Source organism: Serratia montpellierensis (genome assembly GCF_020858655.1).
GTDB classification, from domain to species: domain Bacteria; phylum Pseudomonadota; class Gammaproteobacteria; order Enterobacterales; family Enterobacteriaceae; genus Serratia; species Serratia montpellierensis.
Genome location: NZ_VOSN01000015.1, coordinates 334,624 through 347,748, shown reverse-complemented (window position 1 = coordinate 347,748; position 13,125 = coordinate 334,624). Strand labels below are relative to the sequence as shown.

Genomic DNA, 13,125 nt, shown 5'->3' with positions numbered 1-13,125 from the left:
TCCGTGTCGATGGAGGCGCATTATAGGGAGCCGGTTCAGAATGACAAGCGATAATCTGCATTTTTTATCTGACCGCTCACTATTCATTCGTAACGCCTATTAAACCCGCTTTTTGATGGCTGCCGGCAGGTCCGCCAGGCTATTTAGCACCCAATCGGCCAGCTTTTCGCCCTGCTCGGTCACCGGCTTGCCGGTACGCACCAGCACCTTAGTGCCAACGCCGGCCGCGATCGCCGCCTGCATATCTTCCGGTTTATCGCCCACCATATAAGAAGCGGCCATATCGATGTTCAATTCCTGCTGCGCTTGCAGCAGCATGCCCGGCTGCGGTTTGCGGCAGTCACACACCTGACGATACTCTTCTATTACTGCCTCCGGATGATGCGGGCAGAAATAGATGCCGTCGAAGTCGACGTCGCGATCGGCCAGCGACCAATCCATCCACTCGGTCAGGTACATAAATTGGTCTTCGCTGAACTTGCCGCGCGCAATGCCGGACTGGTTGGTCACCATCACCAACGCGAAGCCCATCTTTTTGAGTTCGCGACAGGCGTCAATCACGCCGTCAATAAAGTGGAAGTTGTCGATTTCATGGACATAGCCATGGTCAACGTTAATCGTACCGTCACGATCGAGAAAAATTGCTGGAACGCTTTGTGTCACCGCTTTGCTCCTGAGGGCCTGTATACGCTGACAGTATCGCATGTTTTACCCCGCACTGAGAACGCCGGAGAACGTCGTTGCCCGTTGACTTAGACGTCTAGACGCCTTAACATCTGACCCATACCTGGGTTCCACGCCGAGGTTTACTTTTATCTAGCCACGGGCAACCACGCTAAAATAAGAAGAATATGATTAAACTTTCTAACATCACTAAAGTGTTCCAGCAGGGTTCGCGCACCATTACCGCGCTCTCTGACGTGACCCTTCACGTCCCTGCCGGGCAAATCTATGGCGTTATCGGGTCTTCCGGTGCCGGCAAAAGCACGCTGATCCGCTGCGCCAACATGCTGGAGCGCCCAACATCAGGCCAGGTCCTGGTCGATGGTCAGGATCTGACTTCGCTGTCGGAAAGCGAACTGACGCGCGCCCGTCGCCAAATCGGCATGATCTTCCAGCACTTCAACCTGCTCTCTTCCCGCACGGTGTTCGGCAACGTCGCGCTGCCGCTGGAGCTGGACAATACGCCGCGCGCCGAGATCAAAAAGCGCGTGACCGAACTGCTGGAGCTGGTCGGCCTGGCGGACAAACACGACGCCTATCCGGCCAACCTGTCCGGCGGCCAGAAACAGCGCGTAGCGATCGCCCGTGCGCTGGCCAGTAACCCCAAAGTGCTGCTGTGCGACGAAGCCACCAGCGCGCTGGATCCGGCCACCACCCGTTCCATCCTGGAACTGCTGAAAGACATCAACCGCCGTCTGGGCCTGACCATTCTGCTCATCACCCACGAAATGGACGTGGTGAAACGCATCTGCGACCAGGTCGCGGTCATCAGCCAGGGGCAACTGATCGAAAAAGACAGCGTCAGCGAAGTGTTCTCACACCCGAAAACCCCGCTGGCCCAGCAGTTCATTCAGTCCACGCTGCATCTGGATATCCCGGACGACTACGCCGCGCGCCTGTCGCCGGAACGTCAGGGCGATCGCCAGCCGCTGCTGCGCCTGGAATTCACCGGCCAGTCGGTCGATGCGCCGCTGCTGTCTGAAGCCGCTCGCCGCTTCAACGTAAACAACAACATTATCAGCGCCCAGATGGATTATGCCGGCGGCGTGAAATTCGGCGTGATGCTGGCGGAGCTGCACGGCAGCGACGAAGACGCGCTGGCGACGATTAAGTTCCTGCAAGAAAATCAGGTAAAAGTAGAGGTTCTGGGTTATGTCTGAGGCAATGATGTGGTTGATGGCGCGTGGCGTGTGGGAAACCGTCATGATGACCTTTGTCTCCGGCTTCTTCGGTTTCGTGCTCGGCCTGCCGGTCGGCGTGCTGCTGTATGTCACCCGCCCGGGGCAGATCATCGCCAACAACTCGCTGTATAAAATCCTGTCCGGGCTGGTGAACATCTTCCGTTCCATCCCGTTCATTATCCTGCTGGTTTGGATGATTCCGTTTACCCGCATGATCGTCGGCACCTCTATCGGTCTGCAGGCGGCCATCGTGCCGTTGACCGTGGGCGCCGCGCCGTTCATCGCACGCATGGTGGAAAACGCCCTGCTGGAGATCCCGTCTGGTCTGGTGGAAGCGGCGCGCGCCATGGGCGCCACGCCGATGCAGATCATCAAGAAAGTGTTGCTGCCGGAAGCCCTGCCGGGCCTGGTCAACGCCGCGACTATCACGCTGATCACCCTGGTGGGCTACTCCGCCATGGGCGGTGCGGTCGGCGCCGGTGGCCTGGGCCAAATCGGTTACCAATACGGTTATATCGGTTATAACGCCACAGTGATGAATACCGTATTAGTATTACTGGTAGTTTTGGTTTATCTGATCCAGTTCTGCGGCGATCGCATCGTCAAAGCCGTTACCCATAAATAGTTTCACAGCATGTTAATGCGAGTCTAATGAGGAAGGGATATGTCGTTAAAATTTAAATCCATCGCGGCAATTGGCGCACTGATCGGCACTCTGGCTCTGGCGGGCTGCGGCCAGGATGAAAAAAATCCAAACCACATCAAGGTCGGCGTGATCGTCGGCGCTGAGCAGCAAGTGGCTGAAGTCGCTCAGAAAGTGGCGAAAGAGAAATACGGTCTGGACGTTGAGCTGGTGACCTTCAACGACTACGTGTTGCCGAACGAAGCGCTGAGCAAAGGCGATATCGACCTGAACGCCTTCCAGCACAAGCCATACCTGGATCAGCAAATCAAAGATCGCGGCTACAAGCTGGTGCCGGTCGGCAGCACCTTTGTTTACCCGATTGCTGGTTACTCCAAGAAAATCAAATCGCTGGACGAGCTGAAAGACGGTTCTCAGATTGCACTGCCTAACGATCCGACCAACCTGGGCCGTTCGCTGCTGCTGCTGCAGAAAGTCGGCCTGATCAAACTGAAAGACGGTGTTGGCCTGCTGCCGACCGTGCTGGACGTGACCGAGAACCCGAAAAACCTGAAGCTGGTTGAGCTGGAAGCGCCTCAGCTGCCACGCTCTCTGGACGATCAGCAGATCGCGCTGGCGGTGATCAATACCACCTACGCCAGCCAGATCGGCCTGACGCCGGCGAAAGACGGTCTGTTCGTGGAAGATAAAGACTCGCCTTACGTCAACCTGCTGGTTGCGCGTGAAGATAACAAAGATGCGGAAAACGTGAAGAAATTCGTGCAGGCCTATCAGTCTGACGAAGTTGACGCCGCCGCCAACAAAATCTTCAACGGCGGTGCGGTGAAAGGCTGGTAAGCGCTTATTCGCCAATTTTATTCCTATAATTGCAAGACGGGCCAAGGCCCGTCTTGTTATTTCCGCCATAGATTGCTTCAATAGCGCCACTTTCATTAAGGCAGAGGAATCTCAATGCGTGTTTTACCTCTCTGTTTGTTAGCGCTTGCGCTGGCCGGATGTTCATCGCAACGTATCGCGCCGTCCTCAACAAGCAGCACCAGCAAGCCGACCACCACCAGCCCGGCCAAGACCACGCCGGCCGCCCGCCCCGCTCCGGTAAAACTGTACAAAAGTGCAGAAGAGCTCGTGGGCAAGCCATTCCGCGATCTGGGTGAAGTGTCCGGCGAATCGTGCCAAACCACAGTACAAGACTCCCCACCGAATCTGGCTACCGCCCGTAAACGCATGCAAATCCGCGCGTCTTACATGAAGGCCAACGCCGTGCTGCTGCACGACTGCCAGATTGTCAGCGGCGTCGCCGGTTGTTACCAGCAGGCCGTCTGCCAGGGCTCGGCGCTTAACGTCTCGTCCAAATGACCGAATTCGTTTTCGAGCAGATCGGCGTGATCCGCTCGCCGTATAAAGAAAAATTCGCCGTTCCCCGCCAGCCGGGACTGGTCGAAGACGGTGGCGGCGAACTGCTGCTGCTGCCGCCTTACAACCAGGCGGAGGCGGTACGTGGCCTCAGCGATTTCAGCCATCTGTGGGTGATGTTCATTTTCCATCAAACCCTGGAGGGCGGCTGGCGGCCGACGGTGCGCCCGCCGCGTTTAGGCGGCAATGCCCGCATGGGCGTGTTCGCGACCCGCTCCACCTTCCGCCCCAATCCACTCGGCATGTCGCTCATTGAGCTGAAAGATGTGCGAGTAAAAAACGGCGAAGTGGTGCTGGAACTGGGCAGCCTCGATCTGGTCGACGGCACCCCGGTGGTGGACATCAAGCCGTATCTGCCGTTCGCCGAGAGCCAACCGCAGGCCCGCGCCGGCTTTGCTCAGGCCGCGCCCGCCGGCGATATGCCGGTGCGTTTCGCGCCGCAGGCCGAGCAGCAGCTGCAGCAACATCAGGCGCGTTACCCGCAATTACGGCGTTTTATCAGCCAGGTGCTGGCGCAAGACCCCCGTCCCGCCTATCGTAAAGGAGAGGACGTCGAACGGGATTACGCCGTCTGGCTGCTGGATTTCAACGTGCGCTGGCGCGTCGTGGACGGCCATACCGAAGTGTTGGCGCTCGACCCGCGTTAAAATTCCGCCGCCTCTCTTTTGGCAACCCGCTCGCGCTGGTAAACTAAACCACTTTTGTCACTTTTGGCCGCCACTCTGGCAGCCCGATGCAATTTGCAGTTCTAACGGAACCAAAACACCATGCGTACTAGCCAATATCTGCTCTCCACTCTGAAGGAGACACCTGCCGACGCCGAAGTGATCAGCCACCAGCTGATGCTGCGCGCCGGGATGATCCGCAAGCTGGCCTCCGGTCTTTATACCTGGCTGCCGACCGGCCTGCGCGTTCTGAAAAAGGTTGAAAACATCGTTCGCGAAGAAATGAACAATGCTAATGCGATCGAAGTGTCTATGCCGGTGGTTCAGCCTGCCGACCTGTGGCAGGAAAGCGGCCGTTGGGAGCAATACGGCCCCGAGCTGCTGCGCTTCGTCGACCGCGGCGATCGTCCGTTCGTGCTGGGCCCGACGCATGAAGAAGTGATCACCGATCTGATCCGCAACGAGATCAGCTCGTACAAACAGCTGCCGCTGAACTTCTTCCAGATCCAGACCAAGTTCCGTGATGAAGTGCGCCCGCGTTTCGGCGTGATGCGTTCCCGCGAGTTCCTGATGAAGGATGCCTACTCCTTCCACACCTCGCAGGAGTCTCTGCAGGAGACTTACGACGCAATGTACGAAGCGTACAGCAAAATCTTCAGCCGCATGGGCCTGGATTTCCGTCCGGTGCAGGCCGATACCGGCTCGATCGGCGGCAGCGCCTCGCACGAATTCCAGGTGCTGGCGGACAGCGGTGAAGACGATATCGTGTTCTCCACCGGTTCCGACTTCGCCGCCAACATCGAGCTGGCGGAAGCGGTCGCGCCGGCGGCTCCACGCGCGGCGGCCAGCGAAGCGCTGCGCCTGGTGGATACGCCAAACGCCAAAACCATCGCCGAGCTGGTCGAGCAATTCGCGCTGCCGGTGGAAAAAACCGTGAAGACGCTGATGGTGCACGCCGCCGAAGAGAGCGGCCACAAGCTGGTTGCCCTGCTGGTGCGCGGCGATCACGAGCTGAACGAAATCAAGGCCGAGAAGCTGGCTCAGGTAGCTGCGCCGCTGACCTTCGCCACCGAAGAAGAAATTCGCGCCATCGTCGGCGCCGGCCCGGGTTCACTCGGCCCGGTCAACCTGCCGATGCCGGTGGTTGCTGACCGCAGCGTGGCGGCGATGAGCGACTTTGGCGCCGGCGCCAACGTTGACGGCAAACACTACTTCGGCATCAACTGGGAGCGCGATTTGCCGCTGCCGCAGGTGGCCGATATCCGTAATGTGGTGGAAGGCGACGCCAGCCCGGACGGTCAGGGCACGCTGCTGATCAAACGCGGTATCGAAGTGGGCCATATCTTCCAGCTCGGCACCAAGTATTCGGAAGCGATGAAAGCGACCGTGCAAGGCGAAGACGGCCGCAATCAGGTGCTGACCATGGGTTGCTACGGCATCGGGGTCACGCGCGTCGTGGCCGCCGCCATCGAGCAGAACCACGACGAACGCGGCATCATCTGGCCGGACGCCATCGCGCCGTTCCAGGTCGCCATTCTGCCGATGAACATGCACAAGTCGTTCCGCGTGCAGGCGCTGGCTGAAGAGCTGTACAACACCCTGCGTTCCCACGGCATCGATGTGATCCTCGATGACCGCAAAGAGCGTCCGGGCGTGATGTTCGCGGATATGGAGCTGATCGGCGTGCCGCACTCTATCGTCATCGGTGACCGTAACCTCGACAACGAAGAGATCGAGTATAAGAACCGCCGCGTCGGCGAGAAGCAAATGATTAAAACCGGCGAAATCGTTGATTTCCTGCTGGGCCAGATCAAACGCTAAGCGACGAACGCCAGAAAATAAAAAACCCGCCTAGGCGGGTTTTTTTATGTCCGAAAACGCTTACTTGCTGCTGCAGTTCTTGCTGCGGTCGAACGCGATTTTGCCGTCCGGCACCACCGCCTTCTCTATCTGCCCTTCTTCCATCGATGGCTGCACGCTGAAGTGCGCATTGAAGGTCAGGAACACCGGCTCGCCGGCATTTTTGTTGGCTTTGGCGTAACCTTGCTCCAGCGCGATGTTGTTATCCACCGGGAACGTGATGCCCGTGGCACAATCTTTGAACACCGCCGCGTCAGCCATATAGCTGTAGCTGCCTTTCATCATCATCGGGGTTTTAGGCAACGGTTTTTCAACCGGCTCGAGGCGGTAATTCAGCTTGGATTCGATCGGCACGCCGCTGCGATCCAGCATCTCCAGGCTCTTGCCCACCGGACGGAAGTAGCGTTTTTCACCGGTGCTGTCGGTCAGCACCAGCTTATCCGCAGTGCGCGCCCATTTGCCGTAGTCGGCAAAGGTCTGATCGCCGTCTTTGGTGTCGCGATAGGTTTCCTGCAGCACAAAGGTGCCGTCCTCATCCAGGAACAGCGCCGTATCCAGACCGCCGCAATCGGCGCAAGGCAACAATCCTTGATAACTCTGCGGCATCGCCTGCAGCGGTTGTTCCTTCGGCTGATAATGATTGTTGCATCCCAACAACGAGAGTGCGCCTGCCGCCAAGAACAGGGCTATCGTAATTTTCTTCACAGTTATTCTCCTACTGTGTTCATGTATTCCTAAGTGCGAACCTTGCCACGCAGCGCCTTGGTGGCGCCTTTACGCGTCTTGCCTTCCAGACGACGCAGTTTCGCTCCTTTCGTCGGCTTGGTCGCCTTGCGCGTTTTTTCCACCACCATCGCCTGCTGAATCAGCGCGACCAGCCTGGCCAACGCCGCTTCGCGATTCAATTCCTGACTGCGATACTCTTGCGCCTTGATAATCACCACGCCATCAGCGGTAATAAGATGATGATTCAGCGCCAGCAGCCTTTCCTTATAATACTCTGGCAGGCTGGATGCCCGGATGTCAAAGCGCAAATGGATCGCCGTTGAGGTTTTGTTCACGTGCTGGCCGCCCGCGCCCTGCGCGCGGATCGCCGTCAATTCCAGCTCATTATCCGGTATGGCTACGTTTCTTGACAGTTCCAGCACCGGTTACACCTGTGCCTGCTGCCACTCGGCAAACTGGATTTCCAGACTATTCTGAGCATCGGACAGCCAAATAGTTCCCTCCTGCAGCGTTGCCTGCAGCGTCATGGTGCGGCTGGCCAATGCCGTCAGGCGCGCCAGCTGCTCGTCGTCGAGGAAACGCACGCTCAGGTTCTTGTAGCCGGCCACCTTACCCTGCATTCCCTGCCACCAAACGTGCGCGGCGCGCTCGCCGTAGGCGTACAGCACCACGCGCGGCGACTGGTTGCAGGCCTTGCGAATGCGTTTTTCGTCGGGCAATCCCATCTCGATCCACATTTCCAGCCCATTGTGGTCGTTGCGCTGCCAGATCTCCGGCTCGTCGTCGGCGCTCAGCCCTTTGGTGAACACCAACCGCTCGTCGGCATGGCAGATCCAGGCCAACAAACGCAGCATCATACGCTGCTCGTTTTCGGACGGGTGTTGCGCCAGCGTCAGCGTAGCGTCGTGGTAGAAGTGACGATCCATATCAGCAATATTGACCGCGGCTTTATAAATGGTTGCTTTCAGCGCCATGGGTGACCTCGTTATTATCCGGCGACAGTGTACTTGATCAGGGCCAAACCCCGCCAGCGCGGCCAGGCCGCGGCAGTGCGAAAGGCGTGCCGGGGTGCTGATAACTCCATAACAGCTGTGCTATAGTCGTCTAGGATAGGATAAAACTCCGAGAGCCTGCGCCTCATCGCGATAGTAGTCTTGATGATGCAGAGGTTCTTAAGGGAGGAAACTGTGCAACAATACTGTGAGTTAGTACGCCGTACTTACGCCGAGATTGGCAGTGGAGATCTTGGCTACGTGCCTGATGCGCTGGCTTGTGCGTTAAAGGCATTGGACGATGTCGCAGCGAACGATGCGCTACCGTCCTCCGTTAGGGAACAGGCGGCCTTTGCCGCCGCTAACTTATTGGTGAGCGACTATGTTGATGAATGATGAGTACCAACCCATCAATTGCGATGACTACGACAACCTGGAACTCGCCTGTCAGCATAAACTTATTCTGAAGCTGGAGTTACGCGACGGAGAAATGATCGAGGCCAAGGCGATCGACCTGCTGCAAAAGAAACGCGTTGAGTATCTGACCATCGAACAGAACGGCCAGCAGCGCGACCTGCGCCTGGACCATATCAGCAGTTTCAGTCATCCGGAAATCGGTACCGTGGTCGTCAGTCTGTCGGACTGAGCAGCGGTAACCCCATCCCAACAGGGCAGCCCAACGGCTGCCCTCGTCATTTAAGGCTTCAGGCTGGCGTAATAGGCCGCCAGATCGGCGATATCGTCATCCGACAGCCCCGACACGTAGGCCTTCATCACCTCGGCCTGGCCGCCGTTGCGCTCCCCTTTCTTATACGCCTGCAACGCGTGCTGCAGGTACATGGCGTTCTGCCCGGCCAGATTCGGGTACATCGGCACCGTCACCTTGCCCTGCGCGCCGTGGCAGGCCGCACAGGCGGCGGCTTTCGCCTGACCGGCCGCCGCATCCCCCGCCGCCAACGCCGGCAGGCTGAACAGGCCGGCGGCCAACAGCGTGATCCCCATAAACTTCATCATTGCTCCTCGCGATTATGATTTTTTTTCCCAGCGCAATCGCCACGGGCGTTCGCCTTCCGGCACCTGCCCCGCCTCACAGACGAATACGCCCAGCGCGGCGATCAACTGCTCATCATAATAAATCAACGGGATGCGTTCACGCTGCCAGGGAGGAATACCCAGCTCCTGCCACAGTTTTTTTATCGGCCGCGAATGGACGCGCCCCACGATGCGCACCGCACCCTGCACGCCGCCGAACCGAACGCTGACCTGTTGCGATGGCTGCGGTGCGCGCAGCACCAGCTCGCCCTCACCGGCAATCAACTGCCCCAGCCCGTCCGGCAACGTCAGCGGCTGGTCGGGCTGCCAGGGCAGATGCACATCGCGCAGCGCCGCCAGCGGCGGCAACAGGTGCAATCGGCCGCGGAAACGGCGAATCTGATAGGCGCCGAGCTGCAGCTGCGGTTCGGCATCCTCCCGGCTGAGCGCCACCTCTTCCCACAGGCGCTGAAGCTGCTCACGCGCCGGCATGGTGACGTTAAACAATGCGATCCAGCGCCGCAGCAAGGCGAAGCGCCGCACCGGCGAACAGTCAGTCAGGCCGTCAATCGCCAATGAGCGATCCGCCGCCAACAGGCTTTGCAGCGGTTCTGCCAGCAGTTCGTCCAGCAGTTGCTCCTGCTCGGCGCACAGGCCGGCGCTGCGCGCTACCGCCGAGGCGAAGTGCGGCCAGCGCTGGTTGAGCTGCGGCAACACCTGCAACCGCAGGAAATTGCGATCGAAGCGCGTGTCCTGATTGCTGTCGTCATCTATCCAGGTTAAGGCGTGGCGTTGCGCGTAGCTTTCCAGCGTCTGACGCGAACAGCCCAACAGCGGCCGCAACAGCAGGTGCTCGCCCAGCGTCGCGCGCGCCGCCATCGCCGACAGCCCCGCCGGCCCGCTGCCGCGCTTGAGCGCCAGCAGGAAGGTTTCGCTTTGATCGTCGAGGTGTTGCGCGGTGAGCAGCACTTCGCCCTCCGTGAGGGCGGCGCTGAAGGCGGCATAGCGCGCCGCACGCGCCGCCGCCTCGATGCCGCCCTGGCGGGCGTCCACCTGCACATGCGTCACCGTCAACGGGATCTGCCAGTCGGCACACCGGCGGCGGCAATGCTCCACCCAGCGATCGGCAAAGGCGCTCAGGCCATGATGCACGTGCAGCGCGCGCAGCTGCATCCCCGGACGTTGGCAGCGCAACGTCGCCAGCAGATGCAGCAGCACGCTGGAGTCCAGGCCGCCGCTGAACGCCACCAGCAGCCGCTGCTGTGCGCCCAACTGGTCCGCTACCCGCGTCGTTAATTGATCAGTATCCATCGGTAGGCTTTGTCACTTCTACATAGCTGCACGTTAACCCCGCCTACCGTCATCAATCAAGCATTAACCGTCCTGGCCTGGCGCCGCGTCAGCAGCCACCAGCCGCCCAGTACCGCGATCACCGCCAGCGCGCATCCGGCCGCCCCCCAGCCGATCTGGGCGAAAATGCGGCCATATGCCTGCATCGCCGCCCCCTCGATGTGATCCTCGGCGGTCTGATTGGCGATGATGCCCGCCAGATAGTTGGCGATCGAACCGGTGGCCAGCATATAGATGCCGGTCAACACGCCGGTAGCGCCGGGAATATTCAGCCGGGTGATCTGCGCCATCGCCACCGGATCGATAAACAGTTCGGCAAAGCCCATCACCGCCAGACCGGCGATCATCAGCCCCATCGATCCCGGCCCGTTCAGCCGCGTATTCAGCGCCATCAGCGTAAAGCCGACGCCGATCAACAGCAGACCGAAGGCGAACTTGTACCAGATGCGCAGCGTCCGGTCGCCCGTCCCGTCGCCGCTCGCCAGCCACGCTAGCGCCACGCCGCCCAGCATCACCGCGCCGGCGTTAACCGACTGGAACAAGGCGGTCGGCACCGTCCAGCCGAACCAGCGCCGATCGACGAAGTGATCGATAAACAGGCTGATGGAGCTGCCGCCCTGCTGGGCGAAAGCCCAGAACAGCGTGCCCAGCAGCATCAGCACAACGATCTGCCACAGCCCCCGGCGCTGGCCGGCGTCCGCACGCAGCATAATGCGCGCCACCAGCACCACCGCCGCCACGCATACCAGCCCGAGCAAATAGCCGGCCCAGTCGTGCACAAACAGCAGCGTGAAGAACAGCGGCGACGCCAGCAGCGCCGCCAACAGCCAACCCCAGTGCGGCAAGCCCAGGCTCCTGGCGCGCATCAGCGGTGCATTCACGCCGCGCGTGTGGCGGAAGTGACGCCCGCCAAGCAGGAAAATCACCAAGCCGGCGAACATGCCAATCCCGGCCAACGCAAAGCCGACGTGCCAGCCATAGCGCTCGGCCGCCAACCCGCAGGCGATCGGCGCCAAAATAGATCCGACGTTGCCGGCGGCGTACAGCAGCGAGAAGCCCCCTTCGCGGCGCGAGTCCTGCGCCGGATACAGTTCGCCCAGCAGGCAGCTGATATTGGATTTGAACAGGCCGTAGCCGCAGATGATGATCGCCAGCGCCAGATAGAGCGACTGGGCGGAGACTGCGCTCACGCCGAGCACGATATGCCCCAGGGTCATCAGCGCCGCACCGGCGATCACCGCAACGCGATTGCCCAGCAGGCGGTCGGCGAGCCAGCCGCCCAGAATAGGAGTGACGTAAACTAACGAAGCGTAGGCGCTGTAGAGATCGATGGCGTGGCTGTCGGTATAGCCGAGTTGGTGGGTCAGATAGAGGATCAGTAACGCACGCATGCCGTAAAAGCTGAAATATTCCCAAATTTGTATCGCTACGACATAGTAGATTGCGCGCGGCTGTGAGGGTGTTTTCATGGTGGTCTCCCATCAGTCGGTGAACGGCAAAGGGGAAGCGCGAGCGCCTCCCCTCTTATTGGCTGCGGTTATTTCGCCTTCAGCACTTTCACCCGATAACGTCCGTCCGCCTGACGATAGGCGCCGTGAATGTCGGTTTCAAAGCCCGGATAATGCGCGCCGATTTCGCACAGCATCTGCAGGAACTCCAGCACCGGCCGGCTCTCCTCGGTCAGCATTTCGCCCGGCATCACCAGCGGCACGCCCGGTGGGTATGGGAGGATCATATTGGCGTTGACCTTGCCGACCATCTCTTCCAGATAGACCTCTTCCACTTCGCCGTGCAGCTCTTTCTGGAACGCCTGGTACGGATTCATCACCATGGTTGGCAGCACTTCGAACGCACGGTACATCAGGTCCGGCAGGTTGTGTTGCTCCACCAGGCGGTGAATGTTCTGCGCCAGATCCTGAATGCGCATGTTTTCATAGAAATCAGGCGCTTCGTGATACAGCGAAGGCAGCATGTTTTTCACCCGCAGGTTCAGGTCGAACGAGCGTTTGAAGTCAGTCATCGCGCGCAGCAGGCTGAGCGCCTTGGTTTTGTCGATGCCGATGCTGAACAGGAACAGCAGGTTGTAGGGCCCGGTTTTCTCGACGATGATGCCGCGTTCGTCGAGGTATTTCGCCACGATGCTGGCCGGGATGCCGAACGGCTGCATCTCGCCTTCCTTGCTCATCCCCGGGGTCAGTATGGTGACCTTGATCGGGTCGAGATACATGTGTTCGTTATCGATGTTCTTGAAGCCGTGCCAGGCGCTGTCGGAACGCAGCGGCCAGCATTCCGGCTCATCGATATGCTCCGGCTGCCAGACGTCGAAGAACCAGCCGTCGGATTCGACTTTCAGGCGTTTGATCTCTTTGCGGAACTTGATCGCGCGCTCGATAGAGCCGTTGATCAGGCGCTTGCCGGCGTTGCCTTTCATCATCGCCGCGGCGGTTTCGGTCGACGCCACGATGCCGTAGTGCGGCGAGGTGGTGGTGTGCATCATGTAGGCTTCGTTGAAGGTTTCTTCGTTGATGTCACCCTTCACG

16 protein-coding genes are annotated in these 13,125 nt (G+C 59.6%); 8 read left to right on the top strand and 8 right to left on the bottom strand.

Translation table 11 applies throughout. The features are described 5' to 3' along the window. Positions 1 to 99: 99 nt before the first annotated feature. Positions 100 to 663, bottom strand: coding sequence for a D-glycero-beta-D-manno-heptose 1,7-bisphosphate 7-phosphatase (gene gmhB / locus FUU19_RS18300; RefSeq protein WP_043139951.1), 564 nt, complete (start codon positions 661 to 663; stop codon positions 100 to 102). Between the two features lie 188 nt (positions 664 to 851). On the opposite strand from gmhB, the gene metN reads away from it, so the two are divergent. From metN to proS, 6 genes are all read left to right on the top strand, one after another. After that, positions 852 to 1,883, top strand: a complete 1,032-nt coding sequence (gene metN, locus FUU19_RS18295; protein WP_004932012.1) for a methionine ABC transporter ATP-binding protein MetN — start codon at positions 852 to 854, stop codon at positions 1,881 to 1,883. Then, positions 1,876 to 2,529 (top strand): methionine ABC transporter permease MetI, encoded by a 654-nt coding sequence (locus FUU19_RS18290; RefSeq protein ID WP_004932010.1) that lies wholly within the window; start codon positions 1,876 to 1,878, stop codon positions 2,527 to 2,529. Before metN ends, FUU19_RS18290 begins: the two co-directional genes overlap by 8 nt. 39 nt (positions 2,530 to 2,568) lie before the next feature. After that, the gene (locus FUU19_RS18285; protein ID WP_041036453.1) at positions 2,569 to 3,384 is read left to right on the top strand and encodes a MetQ/NlpA family lipoprotein; all 816 of its coding nucleotides are present in this window, start codon (positions 2,569 to 2,571) and stop codon (positions 3,382 to 3,384) included. 114 nt (positions 3,385 to 3,498) lie between these two features. Continuing rightward, entirely contained in the window at positions 3,499 to 3,903 is a 405-nt protein-coding gene (gene rcsF / locus FUU19_RS18280; protein WP_141967006.1) for an Rcs stress response system protein RcsF, read from the top strand. Beyond that, a complete protein-coding gene (gene tsaA, locus FUU19_RS18275; RefSeq protein WP_197834264.1) occupies positions 3,900 to 4,607 on the top strand; it encodes a tRNA (N6-threonylcarbamoyladenosine(37)-N6)-methyltransferase TrmO in 708 nt (235 codons plus the stop codon). Before rcsF ends, tsaA begins: the two co-directional genes overlap by 4 nt. 120 nt (positions 4,608 to 4,727) lie before the next feature. Then, positions 4,728 to 6,446, top strand: a complete 1,719-nt coding sequence (gene proS, locus FUU19_RS18270) for a proline--tRNA ligase (RefSeq protein ID WP_230491017.1) — start codon at positions 4,728 to 4,730, stop codon at positions 6,444 to 6,446. 60 nt (positions 6,447 to 6,506) lie between these two features. Here proS and nlpE read toward each other — a convergent pair whose 3' ends face one another. Genes nlpE through FUU19_RS18255 form a run of 3 tightly spaced genes read right to left on the bottom strand, consistent with a single transcriptional unit; the run spans position 6,507 to position 8,185 of the window. Next, a complete protein-coding gene (gene nlpE / locus FUU19_RS18265; protein WP_197834265.1) occupies positions 6,507 to 7,190 on the bottom strand; it encodes an envelope stress response activation lipoprotein NlpE in 684 nt (227 codons plus the stop codon). A gap of 29 nt (positions 7,191 to 7,219) precedes the next feature. Continuing rightward, complete coding sequence (gene arfB, locus FUU19_RS18260) at positions 7,220 to 7,633, bottom strand: alternative ribosome rescue aminoacyl-tRNA hydrolase ArfB (protein ID WP_004931997.1); 414 nt, start codon at positions 7,631 to 7,633, stop codon at positions 7,220 to 7,222. Between the two features lie 3 nt (positions 7,634 to 7,636). Next, entirely contained in the window at positions 7,637 to 8,185 is a 549-nt protein-coding gene (locus FUU19_RS18255) for a YaeQ family protein (protein ID WP_025304016.1), read from the bottom strand. Positions 8,186 to 8,398: 213 nt separating this feature from the next. On the opposite strand from FUU19_RS18255, the gene FUU19_RS18250 reads away from it, so the two are divergent. Then, positions 8,399 to 8,599, top strand: a complete 201-nt coding sequence (locus FUU19_RS18250) for a YaeP family protein (RefSeq protein WP_004931993.1) — start codon at positions 8,399 to 8,401, stop codon at positions 8,597 to 8,599. Continuing rightward, positions 8,592 to 8,849, top strand: a complete 258-nt coding sequence (gene rof / locus FUU19_RS18245) for a Rho-binding antiterminator (RefSeq protein ID WP_230491023.1) — start codon at positions 8,592 to 8,594, stop codon at positions 8,847 to 8,849. The genes FUU19_RS18250 and rof overlap by 8 nt, the downstream gene beginning before the upstream one ends. 50 nt (positions 8,850 to 8,899) lie before the next feature. Here rof and FUU19_RS18240 read toward each other — a convergent pair whose 3' ends face one another. The 4 genes from FUU19_RS18240 to FUU19_RS18225 all read right to left on the bottom strand — a co-directional run. Further along, positions 8,900 to 9,217 (bottom strand): c-type cytochrome, encoded by a 318-nt coding sequence (locus FUU19_RS18240; RefSeq protein WP_373275578.1) that lies wholly within the window; start codon positions 9,215 to 9,217, stop codon positions 8,900 to 8,902. A 12-nt stretch (positions 9,218 to 9,229) separates the two neighbouring features. Beyond that, positions 9,230 to 10,546, bottom strand: coding sequence for a tRNA lysidine(34) synthetase TilS (gene tilS, locus FUU19_RS18235; protein ID WP_230491016.1), 1,317 nt, complete (start codon positions 10,544 to 10,546; stop codon positions 9,230 to 9,232). A gap of 56 nt (positions 10,547 to 10,602) precedes the next feature. Then, positions 10,603 to 12,054, bottom strand: a complete 1,452-nt coding sequence (dtpD, locus tag FUU19_RS18230; protein WP_230491015.1) for a dipeptide permease DtpD — start codon at positions 12,052 to 12,054, stop codon at positions 10,603 to 10,605. A gap of 68 nt (positions 12,055 to 12,122) precedes the next feature. Next, a partial coding sequence (locus FUU19_RS18225; protein ID WP_488266387.1) for an Orn/Lys/Arg family decarboxylase occupies positions 12,123 to 13,125 on the bottom strand: 1,003 nt, incomplete at its 5' end.